Here is a 24,193-nt window from a genome sequence, read left to right on the forward strand (position 1 = left end):
TCCGCCCGGCACACCGACTGCCGTGCGTGCGGCAGTCGTTCAGCACCGTACGCGTATCGCGACGACGCTGGTGTCGTCGTCGGTGTCACCGGTCGCCGCCGCGAGGAGCCGCTCCACCTGTTCGTCGACCTCGCAGCCGCTCCACCGCTCGGCGAGACCGACCAGTGTCTCCAGCCCCTGGTCGAGGGCGTCGTGGCGGCGCTCGATGAGACCGTCCGTGTAGAGCAGCAGGGTGTCGCCGGGGCGCAGCGGTGTGTGGATCTCCCGGTACGTCACGGACGGGACCGCGCCGAGCAGCAGGTCGTGCGGCCCGTCGAGCAGCCGGGCGCGGCCCTCGCGCAGCAACAGCAGCGGCAGGTGCCCCGCGCTGGACCACCGCAGGGACCGGTCGCGCGGATCGTACAGGGCGCACAGGGCGGTGGCGGTCGGGCCGCCGCTGGTGCGGAGCGTGACCTCGTTGAGCCACTCCATCAGCCGCCCCGCCGTCTGGCCGCTGAAGGCCAGTCCCCGCAGCGCGTTGCGCAGCGCCACCATGCCCGTCGCGGAGTCGATGCCGTGTCCGGCGATGTCACCCACCGCCAGCAGCACCTGACCGCTGGGCAGCGGCAGCGCGTCGTACCAGTCGCCGCCGACGCGGTACTCCTGCGCGGCCGGCCGGTAGCGGGCCGCGACCGAGAGCCCGGGCAGCTCCTGTATGCCCGGTGTCTCGGGCACGATGGCCTGCTGGAGCCGCAGGGCCATCTCGTCGCGGATGGCCGCCTGCTTCTGGACGGCCGTGAGCTGGTCGAAGGTCGCGGTCAGCGCGGCCTCGGTGCGCCGGCTCGCGGAGACGTCCTGGTAGACGCCGCTGATACCGGTCACCACACCGTCGTCGACGAGCGGCTCCGCCGCGACGCGGACATGGCGCATGGTGCCGTCGGCGCGGATGATCCGCAGCACCGCGAGCGCGCCCCGCTGGTGCTCGGTGAGGGTGGTGAGCAGGTGGGTGAGGGCGTCGCCGTCGTCGGGGTGCAGCCACGAGCGCATGGCGAGCAGCGGTACGGGGGCGGCGCCCCGGTCGATGCCGAAGATGCGGTAGGCGGGCGCGGACCACACCGAGTCGCCCCCCACCACGCTGTCGCGGAACAGCGCCACGCCTTCGAGGTGGCCGACGGCCCGGGCCGCGGACATCTCCGGGTCGCTGCTGGCGTGCCAGAGGACCACGGTCCGGTCGGTGCCGGCGGGCAGCACACGTACGTCCAGGAGCGGGGCCGTCGCCGCCTCGCCCGCGATCCGGGGCAGCCGGGCCACGCTCTGCCGCCGGGCCGAACCGTGCGCGCCGCGGGCCAGGCGGGCCAGTTCGGTGTGGACGTACGGGAAGGCGAGGGCGAGCGGCTGTCCGACGGGTGGTGCGGAGCCGCCCAGACTGCGGATCGCGGGGCCGTTGGTGTACTCGACCGACAGCGTCAGGGAGTCGGGGGCGCCGCGCAGCATCATCGCGGGGTGGCCGAGCGCGTCCAGGACGTCCATCAGCACCGGCACCTCGGACGGCTCGCCCTCGATACCGGCGAGTACCGTTCCGGCGACCTCGGTCAGCCCGGTGAGGGCGCGGCGCAGCCGCGGGTCGAAGTCCACCTCGTCGGGCCAGACGACGAGGGCCAGGCCCACGACCGTTCCCTGGCTGCTCAGCGGCAGCAGGGCCCGGCCCGCCCCCCGGCCGGGGCCCGGCAGCGGCTCGCCCGGCAGCGGGCCGGAACCGAGCCAGCAGGGGGCGCCGTCGGCCATCGCGGCGTGGAACGCCGCCGGGGCCCCCGGCGGGATCCACTGCCACACCACCGCTTCGGCGGCGCCGACCCCGGCGTGCCCGGCGAGCCGCAGACAGCCCGTCTCCGTACGCCGCCACAGCCACAGGCTCTGCGCGCCCAGGGGTGCGAGACCGCCCTCCAGCAGGGCTCGGGCGGCTTCGTCGACGCTGTCGTGGGTTTCGGCCGCCGCCAGCGCCCGGCGGTTCCTGCGGGCCTCGTCCGGCGGCGGCGCGCCTTCGGCGGCCGGGGCGGCGCCTTCGCCGCCCGCGACGCCGTTCACCACGTCCGCCGCCAGGTCCTCGGGGCTGACGCCGGTGTCCGCGGAGAGCTTCTCCAGGTGTTCTCGCGCCTGGGCGGGGGCGAGCCGGAGCTGCGCCGCGAGAACGCCGGTCGCCAGGTCCAGCAGGTGCAGCCGGGCACGGTCCGCGCGGAGCCGCTCGGCCTCGGCCCAGAGCGCGGCGATGGTGGCGGCGGTCTGCGCGCCCGTACTCCCCGTGTTTTCCGGCACCGGCTTGATCACGGCATCCCCCGTCCCGAGCGGTTCGGAGAGCGGCCCGAAGTGTCCTCTGGGGATTTTACGCGTGCGGCGCCCCCGGTTCTCGGGCAGCCGCCCGGGCCCGGCAGGGGCCCGCCTCAGCCGTCCGTGGTGTGCCGGTGCCGCACCCACAGGGGCAGCACGAACCAGCACACCAGGTACCAGATCACCACGCCGCCCACCAGCCACGGCCAGTACCCGCCGTGCGAGGCCACCCGCAGGACCAGGACGAGCGAGGAGGTCATCGTGGCGAACAGCAGCACCAGGCCGGTGAAGGTGAGCCGGGAGGCCCAGACGACGGCGGTCGGTTTGATGTGGCGCCCGGAGAGGATCCGGTGGAAGGAGACCGGGGCCACCAGGGCGCCCGTGGTCAGCGAGCCCAGGACGACCGTGCAGATGTAGATCCCCTTCTCGCCGTCTCCGAGCTGGTGGAAGAGCGGGGTGAAGGCGACCGTGAGGAGGAAGCCGAAGAGGATCTGCACTCCGGTCTGGGCCACCCGGATCTCCTGGAGGAGGTCGCCCCATTTGCGGTCCGCGCGGTCCGCCGCGCTCTCGTCGCGCCCGTCGTCCACGCGCCGTCCGCTGTCGCCGCTGCCCATGACATCCTCCTGCCGCTGTTGCCTTCCCCGAACGACCGTCCACCGGTCGTGGTCACGCATCGGTACCCGGTCCCCCGGATCGCAATCGGAGCCCTACGGTCCGGAGGGACCGCTGAGGCCACCGTTGCGGACGGCGTGGAACGGGTACCCACAGATCATGACCATCGATCAACGGGGCCCCGCCCTTCCGGACGCCCGCGGCGAGCTCTCCGCGGCGGTGATCGGCCACCTGCGCGGCGAGGGCACCCCCCTCCCGGACGCGCGGGCCGTCGACCGCGCCGAGCCCTACGGCGACGACCTCCAGCTCGCGCTGTACGTCTGCTACGAGCCGCACTACCGCGGCTTCGCCGGGGTGGACGACGGCTGCGAGTGGGATCCCGCGCTGCTCACCGCGCGCGCCCTGCTGGAGGGGCGTTTCCTGGCCGCCCTGCGCAGGGACGCGGTCCGCGGGCACGACCTGGACGACGCCCTGGGCGAGCTGCTGGTGGAGCCGGTCCACGGCAGCGGTGTCTCGCACCACCTCCAGGAGGAGGGGGAGCTGTGGCAGCTGCGGGAGTACGCCGCCCAGCGCTCGCTGTACCACCTGAAGGAGGCCGATCCGCACGCCTGGGTGCTGCCCCGGCTGTGGGGCCGGGCGAAGGCGGGGATGGCGGCGGTGGAGTTCGACGAGTTCGGCGGCGGGCGGGCCGAGCGGGTGCACGCCAGGCTCTTCGCCGACCTGATGACCGACCTCGGCCTCGACACGGCCTACGGCCGCTATCTGGACGCCGCCTCCGCCGGGATGCTGGCCACCGTCAACCTGATGTCGCTGCTGGGACTGCACCGGAGCCTGCGGGGTGCCCTCGTCGGCCACTTCGCCACGCTGGAGATCACCTCGTCGCCAAGTTCCCGGCGGATGGCGCTGGCGATGAAGCGCACGGGCGCGGGAGCCGCCGCCGAGCTGTTCTACACCGAGCACGTGGAGGCCGACGCGGTGCACGAGCAGGTGGTGCGGCACGAGGTGATCGGCGGCCTTCTGGAGGAGGAACCGGGGCTCACGGACGATGTCGTGTTCGGTATCGACGCCACGGTGTTCCTGGAGGACCGCTTCGGGGAGGAGCTGCTCGGGCACTGGCGGGCGGGCCGTTCCTCGCTGCGCAGGCCGCTGGAGCACGTGCTGGACCAGGTTCCGATCCGATAAACCATGATTTAGTGGGATCCTTTCTTGATTCCCGGGCACTCGGCGCACATGACCCTTCTCGCCCTACCCGGCGTCTACGCCCCGCAGGCCGACACCGCTCTGCTGGCCGAGGCTCTGTACGAGGAGCCGCTGTTCCCGGGCGCCCGGGTCCTCGACGTGGGCACCGGCACCGGCGCGCTGGCCCTCGTCGCCGCCCGGCGCGGGGCCGACGTGACCGCGATCGACATCTCCCGGCGCGCCGTCCTGACCGCGCGCCTCAACGCCCGGCTGGCCCGGCTGCCGGTCCGCGTGCTGCGCGGAGACCTGCTGACCCCGGTCGTGGGCGGCGCCTACGACCTCATCCTGAGCAACCCGCCCTACGTCCCCGCCCGCACCGCCACCGCACCCCGGCGCGGCGCCGCGCGGGCGTGGGACGCCGGGTACGACGGACGGCTGCTGGTGCGCCGCATCTGCGGCGAGGCACCGCCCCTGCTGCGCCCCGGCGGCGCGCTGCTGATGGTCCACTCCGCGCTGAGCGACCCGGACACGAGCCTGCGGGAGCTGCGCGCCGAGGGCCTGAAGGCGGCCGTCGTCGCGCGCCGCTTCATCCCCTTCGGGCCGGTGCTCCGCGAGCGCCGGACCTGGCTGGACGCGCAGGGCCTGATCGAGGACGACGAGACGACGGAAGAGCTGGTGGTCATCCGTGCCGAACGACCCGAATGACGAGCCGCGCCGCATCCGCGTGCGGCGCGAGGGGCCCGTCCTGGTGGAGGGGCCCGTGGAGGTCGTCCTGGAGGACGGCAGCAGCGCTTTCTCCGACCGCTGCGTGGTAGCGCTGTGCACCTGCCGGCGCAGCCGGACCTATCCGTGGTGCGACACCAGCCACCGCCGCCGCGTCTGAGCGTCAGCCGAGTGCGGCGTGGACCCGGTCCGGGGTGAGCGGCAGCTCGCGGAAGCGGACGCCGGTGGCGTGGTGGACGGCGTTGCCGATCGCGGCGGCCGTCCCCACGATCCCGATCTCCCCGATGCCCTTGCTTCCCATCGGGTTGAGGTGGGGGTCCTCCTCGTCGATCCAGTGCGCCTCGATCGCGGGCACGTCGGCGTGGGCGGGCACGTGGTAACCGGCCAGATCGCTGCCGATGAAGGCGCCGGAGGCCGGGTCGAGGCTGCCGCTCTCGGTGAGCGCCATCCCCAGGCCCATGACCATGCCGCCGATGAACTGGGAGCGGGCGGTGCGTGCGTTGAGGATGCGCCCGGCCGCGTAGACCCCGAGCAGCCGCCGCACCCGTACCTCGCCGGTGCCGGTGTCGACGGCGGTCTCGGCGAAGTGAGCGCCGAACGCGTGCCGCGCGTACGGGGTCTCCGCGTCCGCGGTGCCCTCGGTGTCGGCGGAGGCCGTCAGTCCCCCGGGCGGCAGCGGGCCGGGCCGGGCCGCGAGCTGCCGGGTCAGGTTCCGGCACGCCTCGTGCACCGCCCAGCCCCAGGACGAGGTGCCGGAGGACCCGCCCGCGAGCGGGGCCCTGGGGAGCCCGGTGAGACCGATCTCGGTACGGACCGACTCCACGCCGACGCCCAGCGCCTCGGCGGCGACCTGGGCGAGCACGGTACGGGCGCCGGTGCCGATGTCGGTGGCGTTGATCCGTACCACGTACAGCCCGTCCGAGTGGGCGGTCACCATCGCCCGGCTCGGTGAGATCAGGACCGGATAGGTGGCGGCGGCGACCCCGGTACCGGTCAGCCACGGCCCCGAACGGCGCACACCCGGCCGCGGGTCGCGCCCGGCCCAGCCGAAGCGCGCCGCGCCCTCGCGCAGGCACTCGACCAGGTGCCGGCTGCTGAAGGGGTGCCCGCTGTCCGGCTCGGCCGGGGGCTCGTTGCACACCCGCAACTCCACGGGGTCCATCCCCAGCGCGCTCGCCAGCTCGTCGACGGCCGACTCCAGGGCGTACATACCGGGGGTCTCGCCCGGTGCGCGCATCCAGGACGGGGTGGGTACGTCCAGGGCCACCGCCCGGTGGCTGGTGCGGCTGCTCCCGCTGGCGTACATCACCCGGGCCGGCACCGCCGCCTGCTCGACGAACTCCTTCACCCGTGAGGTGTGGGTGGTCACCTCGTGGATCAGCGAGGTGAGGGTGCCGTCGGGCCGGGCGCCGAGCCGAAGGCGGTGCAGGGTCGGGGCCCGGTGCCCGACGAGTTCGGTCAACTCCCGCCGGGGCAGGGCGAGTTGTACGGGGCGGCCGGTGTGCCGGGCGGCCAGCGCGGCCAGGACGACATGCGGGCGGGGCGTGCCCTTGGAGCCGAAACCGCCGCCGACGTGCTCGCAGACGACGCTGACCCGTTCCTCGGGCAGTGAGAAGAGCTGCGCCAGCACCTCACGTACGGTGTCGGCGCCCTGGCTGGAGTCGAACACGGTGAGTGAGTCGCCCTGCCACATCGCGGTGGCCCCGTGCGGCTCCATGGGGTGGTTGTGCAGCGGTGGCACCGTGTACGACACGTCCACCCGCACCGCCGCCTCGGCGAACGCGCCCTCGGGATCACCCTGCCGGCGCTCCCCGGGGTATCCCCCGTTGACCTTGTCGGGCTCATAGGCGTCCGGGTGGTCCCAGGTCAGGGTGGTGTCGTGCGGCTCGCTCGCGTAGCCGACCCGTACCGCCCGGGCGGCCTCGCGGGCCGCCTCCAGGGTCTCGGCGACGGCCAGCGCCACCGGCCAGCCGTGATGCGGCACCCGGGCGTCCTGGAGCACGGCGAGCGTGGGGTCGTCCCCTCCGGCGAGGCGGGGCGCGGTGTCGTGGGTGAGCACGGCCAGTACGCCGGGCAGCGCGAGGGCGGCCGAGGTGTCGAGGGAGGTGACCTTGCCGCGCGCGACGGTGGCGGGCACCGGCCAGGCGTGGACCCGACCGGGCGGCGCGTACTCCGTCGCGTACTTGGCGGCGCCGGTCACCTTCGCGCGGCCTTCGCGGCGTTCGACCGGCGCGCCCAGGGGGCTCGGGCTCGATCCCACGGCGGCTCTCCTCTCGGGGTGTTCAGGACCGGGCGATCAGCGAACCGAGCACCTCACGGGCGAGGTCGCGGGCGAGCGTCACCTTGTACGCGTTGTCCCGCAGCGGCACGGCGGCGGCGAGCTCGTCGTCCACGGCCCGGGCGACCGCCTCGTCGGTGGCCGGACCGCCCAGCAGCGCGGCCTCGGTCCGCCGGGCGCGCCAGGGGCGGTGGGCCACTCCCCCGAAGGCGACGCCGATGTGCCGCACCACTCCGCGCTCCACCTTGACGGCGGCGGCGACGGAGGCGAGCGCGAAGGCGAACGACGCGCGGTCGCGGGCCTTGCGGTAGCGCGAGACGGTGCCGCCGGGCAGGGCCGGCAGCAGCACGCTCGTGATGAGCTCGCCGGGGCGCAGCACGGTCTCCTGGTCGGGGGTGTCCTCCGGCAGCCGGTGGAATTCGGTCAGCTCGACCGTCCGGCCGCCGCCGGGCCCGGCCATCTCCACCACCGCGTCCAGGGCCGCCAGCGCGACGGCGAGGTCGGAGGGGTGGGTGGCGACGCAGTGCGGGGAGTGGCCGAGCACCGCGTGGTCGCGGTTGACGCCGTCCAGGGCGCCGCAGCCGCTGCCCGGGACCCGCTTGTTGCACGGCTTGCCCAGGTCCTGGAAGTAGGCGCAGCGGGTGCGCTGGAGGAGGTTTCCCGCCGTGGTGGCCACATTGCGCAACTGCCCCGAGGCGCCGCTGAGCACCGCCTGCGAGAGCACCGGATAGCGCTCGCGGACCAGCGGGTGCACGGCGAGGTCGGTGTTGCGCACGGTCGCCCCGATCCGCAGGGCGCCGTCGGGCAGCTCCTCCACCTGGGCGAGGGGGAGCCGGGTGATGTCGATGAGCACCTCGGGCCGTTCCACGCCGAGCTTCATCAGGTCGACGAGGTTGGTGCCGCCGCCCAGGTACTTGGCGTCGGGGCGGCCCGCGTGGGCGGCGGCGGCCTCCTCGACGCTCCGGGCACGCACATAGTTCAACGGTTTCACGCCGTCACCTCCCGGGCGGCCAGGTCCCGCAGGACGACTTCCTGGACGGCCTCCACGATGTGCGGATACGCCCCGCACCGGCACAGGTTGCCGCTCAGGCGCTCCCGGATCTCGTCCGCGGTCAGCCGCACCGGTCCGTCGCCGGGCGGCCGTTCGGTGTCGGTGACCACCGAGGGCTGGCCGGACCGGGCCTCGTCCAGCATGCCCACGGCCGAGCAGAGCTGGCCCGGAGTGCAGTAGCCGCACTGGAGCGCGTCCCGGTCGAGGAACGCCTGTTGCAGGGGGTGCAGCTCCCCGTCGGAGCCCGCCGTGTCGGCCAGTCCCTCCACGGTGACCACGTCGCATCCCTCCTGGGCGACGGCCAGCAGCAGACAGCTGTTGACCCGCCGGCCGTCGAGGAGCACCGTGCACGCGCCGCACTGCCCCTGGTCGCAGCCCTTCTTGGAGCCGGTCAGGGCGAGGTGTTCGCGCAGCAGGTCGAGGAGGGTGGTGCGGTGGTCGAGTTCGAGGACGTGGACGGTGTCGTTGACGCGCAGGGTCACGCGCGAGTGCGTCGGCGGGAGCAGGGCTCCGTGCTCGGCCGCACCGGAGCCGGGTCGGGGGCTGGGGTCACGCGGGCCATCGCTTGCTTCCATCCTCACGGCTCCTCGGTCCGACGGGTCGGCGGATTCTCCACCCTGGTACAGCCGGCGCGCTCCGGCATCTCGGGCGCGTCCGGCTGATCCGGACGCCGCCCGCGCGGCGGTACACCGGGCCCGTACCGGCCGAGTGGCGCAAACCCATGCCGGTTCGCGCGGTCCACGGACGGGTAACCACCTGTCATGCTCACCTTTGGGGTCGAAGAAGAGTATTTGCTGGTGGACCCCGTGACCGGCCGGCCCCTGCCCCGTTCGCAAGAGGTACGGGCGCTGACCGGGCCGGATGCGGTCGGGGAGCCGGAGGTGCAGCTGGAGCTGCTCCAGGCTCAGGTGGAGGTCGCGACCCCGGTCTGCCTGACCCTGGCGGAGCTGGGCGGCCATCTGGCGCGGCTGCGACGCACGGTGGGGGCCGCGGCCGAGCGGCTGGGCTGCCGGGTCGCCGCCGTGGGAGCCGCCCCCGTCAACGGCGCGGGGCCCGTCCCCGTCACTCCGCGGCCCCGCTATCTGGCGATGCGTACGAACGCGAAGCAGCTGGTCGACGAGCAGCTCATCAACGGCATGCACGTACATGTCGGCGTGCCCGACCGCGAGGTCGGTGTCGCCGTGCTCAACCGGATCCGGGTCTGGCTGCCCACACTGCTGGCCATGTCGGCCAACTCACCGCTGTGGCACGGCGGCGACACCGGGTTCGCGAGCTGGCGCACCCTGGTCTTCGGCCGCTGGCCGGTCAGTGGTCCCCCGCCGCGCTTCGCCGACCTCGACGACTACGAGAGCCGGGCGGAGGCGCTGATCGCGTCCGGGGCCGCCTGCGACAGCGGGCAGCTCTACTGGCACGCGCGGCTTTCGGAGCGCTACCCCACGATCGAGGTGCGCTGCCTGGACGTGCAGGTGCGGGTCGACGAGGCGGTGATGCTCGCCGGGATCATCCGCGCCCTGGTCGCCACCGCCATCCGCGAGCACAAGGACGGCGACCCCGTTCCGGAGTGCCGGCTCGAACTGCTCCAGGCCGCGACCTGGCACGCGGCCCGGGAGGGGCTGGGCGGCGTCCTCCTCGACCCCGACGGGCAGCGGCGCAGCTGCGGCGAGGTGCTGTGCCGGCTGGCCCGCCACATCGGCCCCGCTCTGGAGGCGGCCGGTGACGGGCTGGAGGTGAACTCGCTGATGCAGCGTCTGCTGCGGCGCGGCACCGGCGCCGACCGGCAGCACCGGGCCTTCACGGAAGGCGGCATTCCGGCAGTGATGGACCTCGTCACGAGCCAGAGCCTCACGGTCTGAGCGTCCGGGTCCGGGTCCGGGCGCCGGGGCGCAGTCGTCCGGATGCCCGGACGTCCGGGCATCCGGGTCGGGGCGCCGGGGCCGTGCGCCTGCGCGGCCCGTGCGGCTCAGGCGCCCACGTAGTCCGCGAGGTACTCGCCCGTCAGGGTGGCGCGGGCGGCCACCAGGTCGGCCGGGCTGCCCTCGAAGACGATCCGGCCGCCGTCGTGGCCGGCGCCCGGCCCCAGGTCGATGATCCAGTCTGCGTGCGCCATGACCGCCGGATGGTGTTCGACGACGATGACCGACTTCCCCGCGTCGACGAGCCGGTCGAGCAGGCCGAGCAACTGCTCGACATCGGCGAGGTGGAGCCCTGTGGTCGGCTCGTCCAGGACGTACACGCCGCCCTTCTCGGCCATATGGGTGGCCAGCTTGAGCCGCTGGCGCTCGCCGCCGGACAGGGTGGTGAGCGGCTGGCCGAGGGTGAGATAGCCGAGCCCGACGTCCGAGAGCCGGGTGAGGACCTTGTGCGCGGCCGGGGTGCGCGCCTCGCCGTCGGCGAAGAACTCCTCGGCCTCGTTCACCGACATCGCCAGCACCTCGCTGATGTCGCGCCCGCCCAGACGGTAGGCGAGGACGGAGGCGTCGAACCGCTTGCCGTCGCACTCCTCGCAGGTGGTGGCGACTCCGGCCATCATGGCCAGGTCGGTGTAGACGACGCCGGCGCCGTTGCAGCCCGGGCAGGCGCCCTCGGAGTTGGCGCTGAACAGCGCCGGCTTCACTCCGTTGGCCTTCGCGAACGCCTTGCGGATCGGGTCCAGCAGCCCGGTGTACGTGGCCGGGTTGCTGCGCCGGGAGCCCTTGATGGACCCCTGGTCGACCGAGACCACACCCGCGCCGGGCGGGATCGAGCCGTGCACCAGGGAGCTCTTGCCGGAACCCGCCACCCCGGTGACCACACAGAGCACGCCCAGCGGCAGGTCGACGTCGACATCGCGGAGGTTGTGCGCCTTCGCGCCGCGGATCTCCAGCGTGCCGCTGGGCGTACGCGGCTTCTCCTTGAGCAGGGCGCGGTCGTCGAGGTGGCGGCCGGTGACGGTGTCGCCCGCCCGCAGCCCCTCGACGGTGCCCTCGAAGCAGACGGTGCCGCCGTCCGTCCCCGCGCCGGGTCCGAGGTCGACTACGTGGTCGGCGATTGCGATCGTCTGCGGCTTGTGCTCCACCACCAGCACCGTGTTGCCCTTGTCGCGCAGCCGCAGCAGCAGGTCGTTCATCCGGGCGATGTCATGGGGGTGCAGGCCGGTGGTGGGCTCGTCGAAGACGTAGGTGACGTCGGTGAGCGAGGAGCCGAGGTGGCGGATCATCTTGACACGCTGCGCCTCGCCGCCGGAGAGCGTGCCCGAGGGCCGGTCCAGCGCGAGGTAGCCGAGGCCGATCTCCACGAACGAGTCGAGGCTGCGCCGCAGACCGGTGAGCAGCGGCGCCACGGTGGGCTCGTCCAGGTCCCGCACCCAGGCGGCCAGGTCGCTGATCTGCATCGCGCAGGCGTCGGCGATGCTGATGCCCGCGATCTTCGACGAGCGGGCCGCCTCGCTAAGCCGGGTGCCGTCGCACTCGGGACACGTGGTGAAGGTGACGGCCCGGTCCACGAACTCCCGGATGTGCGGCTGCAGCGCCTCCCGGTCCTTGGAGAGCATCGACTTCTGGATCTTCGGGATCAGCCCCTCGTAGGTGAGGTTGACGCCCTCCACCTTGACCTTGGTCGGCTCTCCGTAGAGGAAGTCGTGCATCTCCTTCTTGGTGAACCGGGCGATCGGCTTGTTCGGGTCGAGGATGCCCGACTCGGCGTAGACCCGTACGGTCCAGAAGCTGTCCGACTTCCAGCCGGGGATGGTGAACGCGCCCTCGGCGATCGACTTGGAGGCGTCGTAGAGCTGGGTGAGGTCGATGTCGGAGACCGACCCCCGGCCCTCGCAGCGGGTGCACATGCCGCCGGCGCGGTTGTAGGTCGCCTTGACGGCCTGGGTCCTGCCGGCGCCGCGTTCGACCGTGATCGAGCCGCTGGCCCGGACCGAGGGGACGTTGAAGGAGTACGCGTTGGGCGGGCCGATGTGGGGGCTGCCGAGCCTGCTGAAGAGGATGCGCAGCATCGCGTTGGCGTCGGTGGCGGTGCCGACGGTGGAGCGCGGGTCGGCGCCGATGCGCTGCTGGTCGACGACGATCGCGGTCGTCAGCCCTTCGAGTACGTCGACCTCGGGGCGGGCGAGCGTGGGCATGAAGCCCTGGACGAAGGCGCTGTACGTCTCGTTGATCAGCCGCTGCGACTCGGCGGCGATCGTGTCGAAGACGAGCGAGCTCTTGCCGGAGCCGGATACTCCGGTGAACACCGTCAGCCGGCGTTTGGGGATCTCGACGCTGACGTCCTTGAGATTGTTCACGCGCGCGCCGTGCACGCGGAGCAGGTCGTGGCTCTCGCCGCCCGGCTGCGCGGGCGGGCCCGCGTCCGTTCTCCTGGCCGTGCCCATCGTGTCTCCCTCTGCCGTCCGGAGCGCCTTTCGCGATCTGTGCCGGGATCGCGCCGGGACCGATCTAACCAGCTTCCACCGACAGCGTCGCCCTCCAGGACGGCGGCGGGCGCGGACAGGGCGCCCGGGTATTCGCCGGTTTCGCGCCCCACGCCCTCCCCCGCGCACATCACCGTGCTCTGGCGAATTCGTCTCCGCCGCACGCATAGGGCTCGTTTCAGGGGAAAATCCGCGTCATTCCTTTCGACGGGGAATCCTTTGCCCCGGCAGGAGCATGCGTCATATCCGCCCGCCCCACGGGGAGTTGGGAATTGCGGCACACGCAGCGGGGGGGGGGGGGGGGGGGGGGGGGGGGGGGGGGAGAGAGGGGGGGGGGGTAGGGGGCGGTTGTGGTTTTGCGCGGACGGCCGGCTAGGACGTACCCCCCCCCCCCCCCCCCCCCCCCCCCCCCCCCCCCCCCCCCCCCCCCCCCCCCCCCGCTGAGGCAGGACTCGGCTGTTGCTCGACGGTCCTGGCGCCGGTGTCAGACCACCGGCGGACGACCGCTGTAGTAGCCGCCGACCTGGTCGTGATAGCCGGCGTCGCCGAGGTGCTTCTCCCTGTCGAACTCGGGGGCGTCCTTGATCTCGGCCTTCGTGCGGTTCACGTAGACCTTCTTCTCCTCCGCGTCCAGCTGCGTCACGGTACCGGCGGGCAGGAGCACGTGCTTGCCGAAGATCCACACGCCGGTGTCGACCACGATGTACGCGGAGCCGACCTCGTCGGAGTGCTTGTCGACCTTGCCGATGCTGCCGTCGGTCGCCTCGACGCTCCATCCCCGCAGGTCCGCGCCCGCGAGGTGGCCGCTGGTGTCCGGGTAGCCCCAGATGTTCTCCGTCATGAAACGTGATTCCTTTCGTTCGTGCGCCGGAAGTCGTTCGTACGTGGGAAGAGCGTCGGCGGGTACGTCATGTCACCGCGTACTCCGTTCGGTGACGCCCTCTTCCGACGGGCCGGGTGCCCGAGTTCCGCCGGCCGACACATGGCGTTTCGGCCTGCCGGAACCTTCCGCCAGGAAGGCGCGGCTACCAGCGATACCAGCGGCCGGATCCGCCCTTGGGCCGGGCGACGAAGCCGATGAGCCACAGCACCAGTACGGCGATCGCGACCCACCACAGGATCTTGATTGCGAAGCCGGCACCGAAAAGGATCAGCGCCAGCAGGAGAACGAGAAGCAACGGGACCATGGAAATCAACCTCCAGCTCTTCGTGTGCCCTCATTGGCGGGGCACACACATTCAGGGAGACGATTTATCGGTGGCCGCTTTTCGACGGTTCAAACGGTCCTTGTCGAAGAGAATGAGAAAGCCTGTGCGGGGTACCCCTCCGCGGGGCCTCATCGGCCGCGCCCGCCCGGCGGAACCGGGCGTACCGGAGCCGATGGGGAAAGCCCCGGACAGGGCGAGCCCCGGCGAGCACAAGGGAACAGGACAGGACGAGATCATGCCGCAGACCGTTGTGATCACCGGTGCCAGCGCCGGAGTCGGCCGTGCGACCGCCCGCCGGTTCGCGCGGCGCGGCGCCGACGTCGTACTCCTCGCACGCGGCCGGGCGGGGCTCGAAGCCGCCGCCGCCGAGGTCGAGGAGGCCGGGGGCCGCGCGCTGGTGCTGCCCACCGATGTCGCCCACCACGAGGAGGTGGAGAAGGCGGCCGAGCTGGCAGAGGCCGAGTTCGGCCCGATCGACGTGTGGGTCAACGTCGCCTTCACCTCCGTCTTCGCGCCCTTCACCGAGATCGCGCCGGAGGAGTTCCAGCGCGTGACGGACGTGTCGTACCTGGGGTTCGTCAACGGCACACGTGCCGCTCTGGCCCGGATGGTCCCGCGCGACCGGGGTGCCGTCGTCCAGGTCGGCTCAGCGCTCGGCGAGCGCTCCATCCCGCTCCAGTCGGCCTACTGCGGCGCGAAACACGCCGTCAACGGCTTCACCTCGTCGGTGCGCACCGAGCTCCTGCACCGGGGCAGCCAGGTGCGCGTCACCGTGGTGCAGCTGCCCGCGGTCAACACCCCGCAGTTCTCCTGGGTGCGCTCCCGGCTGCCGAAGCACCCCCAGCCGGTGCCGCCGATCTACCAGCCCGAGGTGATCGCCGAGACCATCGCGTACGCGGCGGACCACCCCGGCCGCAAGCAGTACTACGTCGGCGCCTCCACGGTCGCCACGCTCTGGGCCAACCGGTTCGCCCCCGCGGTGCTCGACCGCTATCTGGCCCGTACGGGCTACTCCTCGCAGCAGACCGACTCGCTCCCGCCCCTGACCGGGCCGGGCAATCTGTGGCAGCCCCTCGACGACCGCCCCGGCGACGACCACGGCGCCCACGGCGCCTTCGACGAGAGGGCGACCTCCCGTTCGCCCCAGGCGGCCCTGGCCCGTCACCCCGCGCTCGCGGCCGGGGCGGGCGCGCTGGCGGGGGCGGCCGTGGTGCGGTGGTGGGCGGGGGCGCGCCGCGGGGGCGGCTGACGCCCCCACCCCGTACGGTCGTTATCAAGGCAGAGCGAGGCGAAAGGCAGCCGGAATGACACGCGCGGCGATCTTCGATGTGGACGGGACGCTCGTCGACACCAATCACCTGCATGTGGTGTGCTGGTGGGAGGCGTTCCGCCAGGCGGGGCACCAGGTGGCGACCCATGCCGTGCACCGGGCGATCGGACTGCCCTCGGAGGACCTGATCGCCCATCTGCTGGGCGAGGACCGCGACAAGGACCAGGACTCCGAGCTCAGTTCCGCGCACACCGCCCTGTACGCCACCTACTTCGAGCGGCTGGCCCCCATCGCGGGCGCCGCCGACCTCCTGCGGAACCTGGACCGGAGGGGCTGGCGGGTGGTCCTCGCCACCTCGGCGGGCGGCGCCGAACTCGGCGCGCTGCGCAGGGCCATCGACGCGGACGACGTGATCGCCGGAGTGGCCAGCGCGGACGACGTCGAATCGGGGAAGCCGGCCCCCGACCCGGTCCACCATGCGCTGGAGCTGGTCGGCGCGGACGCCGCCTCCTCCGTGTTCGTCGGCGACACGGTCTGGGACATGAAGGCGGCGGTCAAGGCCGGGGTGCGCCCCGTGGCGGTGCTGGCGGGCGGCATCCCGCGCGGCGATCTGGAGGAGGCGGGCGCGCAGGCCGTCTACGGCGACCCGGCGGAGCTGCTGGCCTCGCTCGACGACAGCCCGGTGGCGGAGCTGGAACGACGCGGCTGAAGCGTGTCACCGAACGGCGGAAGCGGCGAAGCCCGGGGCTTCGCCGCTTCCGCCGTTCGGTCTTGGAGGGCCTACCGCCCCCGGAGCGTCAGCTGGAGATCCACTTCCTGGTCGCCCGAGGCCGCTCCGGCGTCCTCCACCTCGAAGGTCCGGTGCAGGACATCGCGGAGGCGGGCGACCGCGACGGGGCCGCCCTGGACGTCGACGGTCACCGCGTCGCCCAGTTCGGCCGGGCTGACGTCCTCCGCCACCTGGGAGGTGTCGAAGGTGGCGGTCCACACGGTGGGCCGCGCCGGATCGGGGGACGTGGGGCCGTGGATCGTGCCGCCGGCGGTGTCGGTCGAGAAGTGCCGGCGCAGCGCGCCCAGCACCGTCTCGGCGTCGGCGGCCGAACATGCGCTGAGCACCACCTCTACGCGCTGTTCCGGCGGCGCCTGGGATGCGGCGGTGGGCTTCATGGGAGAACTCCTCCTGCTTCGTTCACTTCGGGTCTGCTTGGTTCACGTCGGGTCTGCTTCGGTCACGGACGGACCGTGTCGGTCGGCGTGGGCGCTTTCCGGTCACCGCGGGCCGCTCATGTGTCGATCACGGTGTCCGTCACCCGGCAGGTTGCCCGCGCCCGGGCGCCGGAACCCGCCGCTGCCACTCTGCCCGCCTTCCCCGGCCGCCGCCTGTTCAACGGCGGCCGTTCCCATGGCGGCCGTTCCCATGGCGGCCGGCAGGACGGGTCAGGAGCCCTGGCCCGCACCCGGCCGGTCCTCCCGGTGCTTGCCGCCCGGCAGCATCTCCTGCACCTTCGCCTTCAGCCCCTGCCGGATCATGCCGACCCGGTCGCTGTCACCCTTGACGATCGACGCCGCGGCGGCCTCGATCTGGTCCAGCGAGGCGTGCGGCGGGATCGGCGGCACGGCCGGGTCGGTACGGAACTCCACGACGCACGGCCGGTCCGCCGTCAGCGCCCGCCGCCAGGCGCCCTCGACCTCCTCGGGCTTCTCCACCCGTACGCCGTCGAGCCCGATCGAGCGCGCGAAGTCCGCGTACGGCACATCGGGCAGCTGCTGCGACGGCAGGAACTGCGGGGCGCCCGACATGGCCCGCATCTCCCAGGTGACCTGGTTGAGGTCCTGGTTGTTGAGCACGGCGACGACCAGGCGCGGATCCTCCCACTCCTGCCAGTACTTCGACACGGTGATCAGCTCCGCGAGGCCGTTCATCTGCATGGCCCCGTCGCCGACGATCGCGAGGGCCGGACGGCCCGGGTGGGCGAACTTGGCGCCGATCACATACGGGACACCGGGCCCCATCGTGGCCAGCGTGCCGGAGAGCGAACCGCGCATGGTGCCGCGCATCCGCAGGTGCCGGGCGTACCAGTTGGCGGCGGAGCCGGAGTCGGCGGCGAGGATGACGTCGTCGGGCAGCAGTGCGTCGAGGGCGTGCACCACGTACTCGGGGTTGATCGGGTCGGCGTCGACCGCCGCGCGCCGCTCCATCACCTCCCACCAGCGGGCGGTGTCCTTCTCGATCTTCTTGCGCCACTTGTCGTGCTTCTTGCGCTTGAGCCGGGGCAGCAGCCGGGTCAGCGTCTCGCGGGCGTCACCGACGAGGTTGACCTCGAACGGATAGCGCAGTCCGACCATGAACGGGTCGATGTCGATCTGCACCGCCCGCGCCTGGCCGAACTCCGGCAGGAACTGGGTGTACGGGAAGCTGGAGCCCACCACGAGCAGGGTGTCGCAGTCCTGCATGAGCTCGTACGAGGGCCGGGTGCCCAGCAGTCCGATGGCGCCCGTGACATACGGCAGGTCGTCCGGGAGCGCGTCCTTGCCCAGGAGCGCCTTGGCGACGCCCGCGCCCAGCAGGTCCGCGAGCTGCTCGATCTCGGCGCGGGCGCCCCGCGCGCCCTGCCCGATCAGTACCGCCACCTTCTCCCCCGCGTTCAGCACCTCGGCGGCCCTGGCGATCTCGTCGTCCACGGGTACCGGGGCGTAGTGGGCCGCGCCGAGGCTGGAGGGCACCATCTTGAAGGCGTGGCCGGGCGGTTCGTAGTCCAGCTCCTGCACATCCGCCGGGATGATCACGGCGGTCACGGTCCGCCGGGCCGCGGCGGTGCGCATCGCCCGGTCGATGACGTTGGGCAGCTGCTCGGGGACGGTGACCATCTCGCAGTACTCGGACGCCACGTCCTTGTACAGGCTCAGCAGGTCGACCTCCTGCTGGTAGGAGCCGCCCATGGCGCTGCGGTTGGTCTGCCCGACGATCGCCACGATCGGCACATGGTCGAGCTTGGCGTCGTAGAGCCCGTTGAGCAGGTGGATCGCGCCGGGGCCGGAGGTGGCCGCGCACACCCCCACCTTCCCGGAGAACTTGGCATAGCCCACCGCCTCGAAGGCGGCCATCTCCTCGTGCCGCGCCTGGATGAACCGGGGCCTGTCGTCGGCCCGGCCCCATGCGGCGAGCAGGCCGTTGATGCCGTCGCCCGCGTAGGCGAAGACGTGCTCGACCTCCCACTGCCGCAGCCGTTCCAGCACGTAGTCGGAGACTTTCATCGACATGGGGTGACCTTTCGGGAGGGAGAGGCGGGAGCTCAGGCCGACGGGCGGTCGGCGGCCCGTTCGGGGTGGTCGGCGGGGAGCGGGCCGTCCAGGCCGAGGGCGAGCGCCTCGGCGAGGTGAAGCGCGCGGCGGTCGGTGCGGCCCTGCTCGATCTGGGTGCGGCAGCTGAAGCCGTCGGCGAGCACCAGCGCGCCGGGCGCGGTGTCGCGCACGGCGGGCAGTACGCCCTGCTCGCCGATCTTCATGGACAGGTCGTAGTGGCCGCGCTCGAAGCCGAAGTTCCCGGCCAGCCCGCAGCAGCCGGCGTCCAGCACATCGGCGTCGAGGCCGGCCCGGCGCATCAGCTCGCGGTCCGCGTCGTCCTTGAGCACCGCGTGCTGGTGGCAGTGGGTCTGCACGGTGGCGGCCCGGCTCACGGTGGGCGGGCGCCACTCGTCGGGCGCGTGGTTGACCAACTGCTCGGAGAAGGTACGGAACCGGCCCGCGAGCCGTCGTACGTCCTCGTCGTCCGGGAGCAGGTCGGGGGCGTCGGCGCGGAACACCGCGGTGCACGAGGGCTCCAGGCCGATGACCGGGGTGCCCGCCTCGATCCAGGGCCGCAGGACGCGGACGCTGCGGCGCAGCACCTTCTTGGCCACGCCGAGCTGGCCGGTGGAGATCCAGGTGAGACCGCAGCACACCGGGCGGCTCGGCACGGCGACACGGAAGCCGGCGTCCTCCAGGACCTTCACCGCCGACCGGGCGACGGCCGGGTGGAAGTACGTACTGAAGGTGTCCGGCCACAGCACCACCGCCGTGGGGTCGCCCGGAACGGGCTCGGCGGTGGAGCGGGCCTGCCACCACTGGAGGAACGACTGCTCCGCGAAGACTGGTGCCTCGCGCTCGGGCGCCACCCCGGCCAGCCGTTTGCCGGCCCGGGCGAGCACGGGCGCCCGGAGCGCCGCGTTGACCGCGCGGGGGCCGACCCGGGAGAGCCGGGCCCACAGCGGCAGCCAGCCCAGCGCGTAGTGCGCGGCGGGGCGCAGCCGGCCGGTGTAGTGATGGGAGAGGAACTCGGCCTTGTAGGTGGCCATGTCGACGCCGGTGGGGCAGTCGGACTTGCAGCCCTTGCAGGCCAGACAGAGGTCGAGGGCGTCGCGTACGGCGGTGGAGCGCCAGCCGTCGGTCACCGGGGAGTCGGTGTGTCCGCCGAGCATCTCGAAGAGCAGCCGGGACCGGCCGCGCGTGGAGTGCTCCTCCTCGCCGGTCGCCCGGTAGGAGGGGCACATCACGCCGCCGGAGTGGGTGCGGCAGTTGCCGATGCCGACGCAGCGCAGCACGGCCCGGGTGAAGGAGCCGCCGTCCTCCCGGTAGCCGAAGCGGGCGCGGGTGGCGGCGGGGCGCCAGCGCGGGCCGAGCCGCAGGTTCTCGTCGACGCGGTGGGGCTTCGCGGACCCGGGTGAGACGACCTTGCCGGGGTTCATCCGGTTGCCGGGGTCGAAGAGCGCCTTGACCTCGGACATCGCGGTGACCAGGGCGTCCCCGAACATCACGGGGAGGAGTTCGGCGCGGGCCTGGCCGTCGCCGTGTTCCCCCGAGAGCGACCCGCCGTAGGAGCTCACCAGCTCGGCGGCCTCGAAGAGGAACGCGCGGAACCGCGCGACCCCCTCGGCGGTCTTGAGGCCGAAGGGGATACGGGTGTGGACGCAGCCCTGGCCGAAGTGCCCGTACACCGACGGATGGTCGTAGTCGAACTTCTGGAACAGCTCCTTCAGGTCGCGCAGATAGTCGCCGAGCCGGTCCGGCGGCACGGCCGAGTCCTCCCAGCCCTCCCACGTCTCGCGCTCGTCCGGCGGGCGGGCGGTGACCCCCAGCCCTGCTTCGCGCGCCTTGAGCATCTCCTGTTCCCGTGCCGGGTCGTCGGAGAAGGTGACCGACTCGTCCCCGGCGTCCCGCCCCAGCGCCCGCAGCAGGTCGTACGCCTTGGTGTCCACCTCGTCCTGGGTGTCTCCGGCGAACTGTACGAGCAGCCAGCTGCGGCCCGCCGGGAAGCTTTCGAGCGATTCGACGTGGGCGTGCTCCTCGCGCATGAGCTGCGCCATGCGGTCGTCCATCGCCTCCAGCTGGGTGGGCTCGCTGTGGGCCAGCAGCCGGGGGACGTCGTCCGCCGCCGCGCAGATGTCCTCGTAGCCGAGCACCAGCATCGACTCGCGGGCCGGCACCGGCACCAGCTCCAGCTCCGCCCGCACCACGGTGACCAGCGTGTTCTCACTGCCGACCAGGGCGCGGGCGACATCGAAGCCGTTCTCCGGGAGCAGCGAGTCCAGGTTGTAGCCGGACACCCGGCGCGGGATGCGCGGATAGCCGCGCCGCACGTCGCCGAGGTACCGCCCGATGATCTCGCGCAGACCCGTGTACAGCTCGGCCCGGCGTCCGCCCGCGGCCACGATCTCCTCGAACTCGGCGTCCTTGGTGGGTCCCACCCACATCCGGGTGCCGTCGTAGGTGACGACCTCCAGGCGCCGTACGTTGTCGACGGTCTTCCCGTACGCCTGGGCCGACGCGCCGCACGAGTTGTTGCCGATCATGCCGCCGAGCGAGCAGTGGTTGTGCGTGGAGGGCTTGGGGCCGAACTTCAGCTTGTGGGGCGCCAGTTGGCGGTTGAGTTCGTCCAGGACGATCCCGGGTTCGACCACGCAGGTACGCCGCTGGGGGTCCACGGAGATGAGCCGGTGGCAGTACTTGGTCCAGTCGAGGACGACGGCGGTGTTGGTGCACTGGCCGCCCAGACTGGTGCCGGCGCCGCGCGAGAGCACCGGGGCGTCGTACTCCCGGCACACCGCGATCGCCTCGACGCCGGCATCGACGGTGCGGGGCACCACGACGCCGATCGGGACCTGGCGGTAGTTCGAGCCGTCGGTGGCGTAGGCCGCGCGGCTGCCCGCGTCGAAGCGCACCTCCCCGTCCACCCGGTCGCGCAGCGCCTGCTCCAGCGAGGGGCGCTCCCGCAGCTCACTGTCGTGCGGAGCCTTCCCGCCGGTCGCGCCCATGGCACACCCTCTCCGATCGACACCTCTTCGGTACCGGCCCGGTCACCGTGGCCCGACCGGGCGCGTTGGCCCGGTACCCCCGCGAGAACACCTCACACGGGCGCCCGGGCCAGGTTTTCTTTCGCGCCCACCGGTCACCCGGCGTGCACGAGCCCGTCCGAAGGAGCGGCGATGACCGAGTACGGCTACTTCCTGTCGAGCGAGGAGCACACGCCCGCCGAGCTGGTCGAGCAGGCCCGGATGGCCGAGCAGGCGGGATTCACCTCACTGTGGATATCGGACCACTACCACCCCTGGAACGACAGCCAGGGCCAGTCGCCGTTCGTCTGGTCGGTGGTGGGGGCGCTGTCGCAGGCCGTGTCCCTGCCGGTCGGGACCGCGGTGACGTGCCCGACCGTGCGTATGCACCCGGCCGTCGTGGCGCAGGCCGCCGCCACCAGCGCCGTACAGCTCGGTGGCCGCTTCCGCCTCGGGGTGGGCACGGGCGAGGCCCTCAACGAGCACATCCTCGGTGACGCCTGGCCCGAGGCCCCGGTGCGCCTGGAGATGCTGGAGGAGGCCATCCAGGTGATGCGTCTGCTGTTCACGGGTGACCAGGTCAGCCATCGGGGCAGGCACTACACCGTGGAGAACGCCCGGCTGTACACCGTCCCGGACGAGCCCGTACCCATCGACGTGTCCGCCTTCGGCCCACGGGCCGGGGAGCTGGCGGGCCGCGCCGGGGACGGTCTGGTCGCGATGGCCCCGGACGCGGCGCTGATCGGACGCTTCCGGCGCAGCGGAGGCGGCGGCAAGCCCGTGGCCGCCGGACTGAAGGTGTGCTGGGGACCCGACCGCGAGGACGCGGTCCGCGAGGCCCACCGGCTGTGGGCCAACGAGCAGCTGCCGGGCGAGCTGCCCCAGGTGCTGCCGACGCCGCGCCATTTCGAGCAGGCGTCCGAACTGGTGACGCCCGAGCGGGTCGCCGCCAATGTGACCTGCGGAAACGACGTGGATCAGCACATCGCCGCGCTGCGCGAGTACGCCGACGCCGGGTTCGACACCGTGTACGTCAACCAGATCGGCAAGGAGCAGCGCGGCTTCTTCGACTTCTACCGCACCAAGGTCCTGCCGCAGCTGGCCTGAAACGCCGCCCGCCCGGGACCGCCCAGCACGTTGAGGAGCCACTCATGAACACCGTCACGCTCGCCCAGACCCTCGCCGCCGACACCTCGTCGTCCTGGCTGTTCGTGATCGTGGGTGTCCTCGTCGTGGCCGTTCTGATCGCGGCGTTCTGGTACGGCAGCCGCCGGGCGGCGCGACGTCCGGCGCCTTCGCAGGAGCCCCAGCCGCGCGCGGACTCCTGGCAGACGCCGGACGCCGAGGCGCCCCCGGGGCATCCGCAGGGACCGGACGCCCCGGAGCACGACCACCACATCTAGCGGCCCGGTGGGGGCGCCGGATGTCAGGCGTTCTCCGCCTGGAACATCCAGGCGTGCTTCTCCAGCTCGCCGGTCAGCGAGATGAGCAGGTCCTGGGTGACCGGGTCCGGCTTCTCGGTCGCGGCGATCCGCTCGCGCATGCGCTCGACCACCCGGCCGAGGGCCTCCACCAGCACCTGCACGGCCTCGTTGTCCTTGATCCAGCCCTCCGGGACGGTGCCGATCGCGGAGGTCTCCGAGACGGTGGCGACCCGCCCGTCTGGGGCGATGCCGAGTGCGGAGGCGCGCTCGGCCACGATGTCGGAGTGCGTGCGCGCCGTGGTGACGACCTCGTCGAGCTGGAGGTGGACCGAGCGGAAGCGCGGGCCCACCACGTTCCAGTGCACCTGCTTGGCCGCCAGCGACAGATCCACCAGATCCACCAGGGCGCCCTGCAGTGCGTTCCCGACGACCTTCAGGTCGGCATCCGGCAGCGTGCTCTTCACGGCAGCCATGGCGTTCTCCATTCCTCGAATACTGTCCCGGTGTGCGGGAGGCGTGCGGGAGGCCTGTTGTGCCGTCCCATCGCTGCGCCTTCCTTGAAACGCGAGGATCAAACCGGGCACGGGCCGTCGGCACACTCCGGGCGGCACACGTCCCGGCCCGTCCGCGCACACCCACCCGCGCACACCCGCCCCCGGCGCCGGGGCACGGAGCGTACGGAAATACCCTGGTCCCCATGGAGCTCTCAGGACACATCGCCACCGACCGCCCGCTGCTCGTGCTGGCCGTCAAGGAAGAGGCGCAGTTCCTCGACACGGATCTGCCCGTCCTCCTCACCGGTATCGGCAAGGTCAACGCGGCGAGCGCGCTGGCGACCGTCCTGGCCCGCGGCCCGCACCCCTCGCGCATCGTCAATCTGGGCACCGCGGGGGCGCTGCGCCCGGCGTGGACGGGCACGCACGTCATAGGCTCAGTGCTCCAGCACGACCTGGACAGTGACGTACTGGCGGCGCTGACGGGTGAGATCTACGGCCCGCCGCTGGAGGTGTCCGACGAGGGCGGTCCGACGCTGGCGACCGGTGACACCTTCATCGCGGACGAGGAGACGCGCGCCCGGCTGGCGCTGCGCGCCCACCTCGTCGACATGGAGGGGTACGCCCTGGCCTCGGTCGCCCAGCACGCCGGGCTGCCCCTGCAGATGGTCAAGCACGTCAGCGACGAGGCCGGCGAGGGCGCGGCCAGGACGTGGCGCGAGTCGGTGGCCGAGTGCGCTGTCGTTCTCGCCGCCTGGGCGCGGGTGAACATCCCGGAGTACGCCGTCTGAGCACGGTCCCGGCCACTCCCCCACAAACCCCGCCTGCGCGATCGCGCTCACTACGGCGGGGTTTCGAGCATCTATTGACATGTGCGCGTCGCTGCGCTGCACTGTGCGCCGCGCCACCTGCCTCGCACCGCTCCCTGCCCCTCACCCGACCGGGG

General features: G+C 72.8%; 21 protein-coding genes. 9 read left to right on the forward strand and 12 right to left on the reverse strand.

The genetic code is table 11. The features are described from left to right. Positions 1 to 39: 39 nt before the first annotated feature. Positions 40 to 2,304, reverse strand: a complete 2,265-nt coding sequence (locus ACZ5ID_RS01160; protein WP_468892271.1) for a SpoIIE family protein phosphatase — start codon at positions 2,302 to 2,304, stop codon at positions 40 to 42. A gap of 113 nt (positions 2,305 to 2,417) precedes the next feature. Next, the gene (locus ACZ5ID_RS01165; protein ID WP_468892273.1) at positions 2,418 to 2,918 is read right to left on the reverse strand and encodes a DUF6328 family protein; all 501 of its coding nucleotides are present in this window, start codon (positions 2,916 to 2,918) and stop codon (positions 2,418 to 2,420) included. A 157-nt stretch (positions 2,919 to 3,075) separates the two neighbouring features. Between ACZ5ID_RS01165 and ACZ5ID_RS01170 the strand changes: the two genes are divergently transcribed. The 3 genes from ACZ5ID_RS01170 to ACZ5ID_RS01180 are packed head-to-tail and all read left to right on the forward strand — an operon-like array spanning position 3,076 to position 4,978. After that, entirely contained in the window at positions 3,076 to 4,098 is a 1,023-nt protein-coding gene (locus ACZ5ID_RS01170; RefSeq protein WP_468892275.1) for an iron-containing redox enzyme family protein, read from the forward strand. A 48-nt stretch (positions 4,099 to 4,146) separates the two neighbouring features. Then, positions 4,147 to 4,800 (forward strand): HemK2/MTQ2 family protein methyltransferase, encoded by a 654-nt coding sequence (locus ACZ5ID_RS01175; RefSeq protein ID WP_468892277.1) that lies wholly within the window; start codon positions 4,147 to 4,149, stop codon positions 4,798 to 4,800. Continuing rightward, entirely contained in the window at positions 4,781 to 4,978 is a 198-nt protein-coding gene (locus ACZ5ID_RS01180) for a CDGSH iron-sulfur domain-containing protein (protein WP_468892279.1), read from the forward strand. Before ACZ5ID_RS01175 ends, ACZ5ID_RS01180 begins: the two co-directional genes overlap by 20 nt. A gap of 3 nt (positions 4,979 to 4,981) precedes the next feature. Here the strand turns inward: ACZ5ID_RS01180 and ACZ5ID_RS01185 are convergent, their stop codons facing one another. From ACZ5ID_RS01185 to ACZ5ID_RS01195, 3 genes are read right to left on the reverse strand one after another with little or no spacing between them, the layout of a single operon-like run. Continuing rightward, positions 4,982 to 7,078, reverse strand: coding sequence for a xanthine dehydrogenase family protein molybdopterin-binding subunit (locus ACZ5ID_RS01185; protein ID WP_468892281.1), 2,097 nt, complete (start codon positions 7,076 to 7,078; stop codon positions 4,982 to 4,984). 22 nt (positions 7,079 to 7,100) lie between these two features. Beyond that, on the reverse strand, positions 7,101 to 8,087 hold the full coding sequence (locus ACZ5ID_RS01190) for an FAD binding domain-containing protein (protein WP_468892283.1): 987 nt from the start codon (positions 8,085 to 8,087) through the stop codon (positions 7,101 to 7,103). Then, complete coding sequence (locus ACZ5ID_RS01195; RefSeq protein ID WP_468892285.1) at positions 8,084 to 8,722, reverse strand: 2Fe-2S iron-sulfur cluster-binding protein; 639 nt, start codon at positions 8,720 to 8,722, stop codon at positions 8,084 to 8,086. Before ACZ5ID_RS01195 ends, ACZ5ID_RS01190 begins: the two co-directional genes overlap by 4 nt. Positions 8,723 to 8,908: 186 nt before the next feature. On the opposite strand from ACZ5ID_RS01195, the gene ACZ5ID_RS01200 reads away from it, so the two are divergent. Then, positions 8,909 to 10,000: a carboxylate-amine ligase gene (locus tag ACZ5ID_RS01200; protein ID WP_468892287.1), complete on the forward strand. Its 1,092-nt coding sequence runs from the start codon at positions 8,909 to 8,911 to the stop codon at positions 9,998 to 10,000. Between the two features lie 107 nt (positions 10,001 to 10,107). On the opposite strand, the gene ACZ5ID_RS01205 is transcribed toward ACZ5ID_RS01200, so the two are convergent. From ACZ5ID_RS01205 to ACZ5ID_RS01215, 3 genes are all read right to left on the reverse strand, one after another. Beyond that, positions 10,108 to 12,504: an ATP-binding cassette domain-containing protein gene (locus ACZ5ID_RS01205; RefSeq protein ID WP_468892289.1), complete on the reverse strand. Its 2,397-nt coding sequence runs from the start codon at positions 12,502 to 12,504 to the stop codon at positions 10,108 to 10,110. Positions 12,505 to 13,027: 523 nt separating this feature from the next. After that, complete coding sequence (locus tag ACZ5ID_RS01210; RefSeq protein ID WP_406552197.1) at positions 13,028 to 13,384, reverse strand: PRC-barrel domain-containing protein; 357 nt, start codon at positions 13,382 to 13,384, stop codon at positions 13,028 to 13,030. 184 nt (positions 13,385 to 13,568) lie between these two features. Further along, complete coding sequence (locus ACZ5ID_RS01215; protein ID WP_406552196.1) at positions 13,569 to 13,730, reverse strand: hydrophobic protein; 162 nt, start codon at positions 13,728 to 13,730, stop codon at positions 13,569 to 13,571. 256 nt (positions 13,731 to 13,986) lie between these two features. Here ACZ5ID_RS01215 and ACZ5ID_RS01220 point away from each other — a divergent pair, with 256 nt between their 5' ends. Further along, complete coding sequence (locus ACZ5ID_RS01220; protein ID WP_468892292.1) at positions 13,987 to 15,000, forward strand: SDR family oxidoreductase; 1,014 nt, start codon at positions 13,987 to 13,989, stop codon at positions 14,998 to 15,000. Positions 15,001 to 15,055: 55 nt separating this feature from the next. After that, positions 15,056 to 15,730, forward strand: a complete 675-nt coding sequence (locus ACZ5ID_RS01225; protein WP_468892294.1) for an HAD family hydrolase — start codon at positions 15,056 to 15,058, stop codon at positions 15,728 to 15,730. Between the two features lie 71 nt (positions 15,731 to 15,801). Here ACZ5ID_RS01225 and ACZ5ID_RS01230 read toward each other — a convergent pair whose 3' ends face one another. From ACZ5ID_RS01230 to ACZ5ID_RS01240, 3 genes are all read right to left on the reverse strand, one after another. After that, positions 15,802 to 16,188: a hypothetical protein gene (locus ACZ5ID_RS01230; RefSeq protein ID WP_468892296.1), complete on the reverse strand. Its 387-nt coding sequence runs from the start codon at positions 16,186 to 16,188 to the stop codon at positions 15,802 to 15,804. A 270-nt stretch (positions 16,189 to 16,458) separates the two neighbouring features. Continuing rightward, a complete protein-coding gene (locus tag ACZ5ID_RS01235; protein ID WP_468892297.1) occupies positions 16,459 to 18,282 on the reverse strand; it encodes a thiamine pyrophosphate-requiring protein in 1,824 nt (607 codons plus the stop codon). 32 nt (positions 18,283 to 18,314) lie between these two features. Continuing rightward, complete coding sequence (locus ACZ5ID_RS01240; protein ID WP_468892298.1) at positions 18,315 to 21,311, reverse strand: FAD-binding and (Fe-S)-binding domain-containing protein; 2,997 nt, start codon at positions 21,309 to 21,311, stop codon at positions 18,315 to 18,317. Positions 21,312 to 21,482: 171 nt separating this feature from the next. Between ACZ5ID_RS01240 and ACZ5ID_RS01245 the strand changes: the two genes are divergently transcribed. Continuing rightward, positions 21,483 to 22,436 carry a TIGR03557 family F420-dependent LLM class oxidoreductase gene (locus tag ACZ5ID_RS01245; protein ID WP_468892299.1) on the forward strand — a complete coding sequence of 318 codons (954 nt, stop codon included), beginning with the start codon at positions 21,483 to 21,485 and terminating at the stop codon, positions 22,434 to 22,436. Between the two features lie 44 nt (positions 22,437 to 22,480). Then, a complete protein-coding gene (locus ACZ5ID_RS01250; RefSeq protein ID WP_406553297.1) occupies positions 22,481 to 22,732 on the forward strand; it encodes a DUF6479 family protein in 252 nt (83 codons plus the stop codon). A 23-nt stretch (positions 22,733 to 22,755) separates the two neighbouring features. Here the strand turns inward: ACZ5ID_RS01250 and ACZ5ID_RS01255 are convergent, their stop codons facing one another. Further along, positions 22,756 to 23,226 (reverse strand): Dps family protein, encoded by a 471-nt coding sequence (locus tag ACZ5ID_RS01255; RefSeq protein WP_468892300.1) that lies wholly within the window; start codon positions 23,224 to 23,226, stop codon positions 22,756 to 22,758. Between the two features lie 224 nt (positions 23,227 to 23,450). Here ACZ5ID_RS01255 and ACZ5ID_RS01260 point away from each other — a divergent pair, with 224 nt between their 5' ends. Next, positions 23,451 to 24,038, forward strand: coding sequence for a nucleosidase (locus tag ACZ5ID_RS01260; protein ID WP_468892301.1), 588 nt, complete (start codon positions 23,451 to 23,453; stop codon positions 24,036 to 24,038). Positions 24,039 to 24,193: the final 155 nt, after the last annotated feature.

This window comes from Streptomyces sp. NPDC031670, from assembly GCF_055580545.1.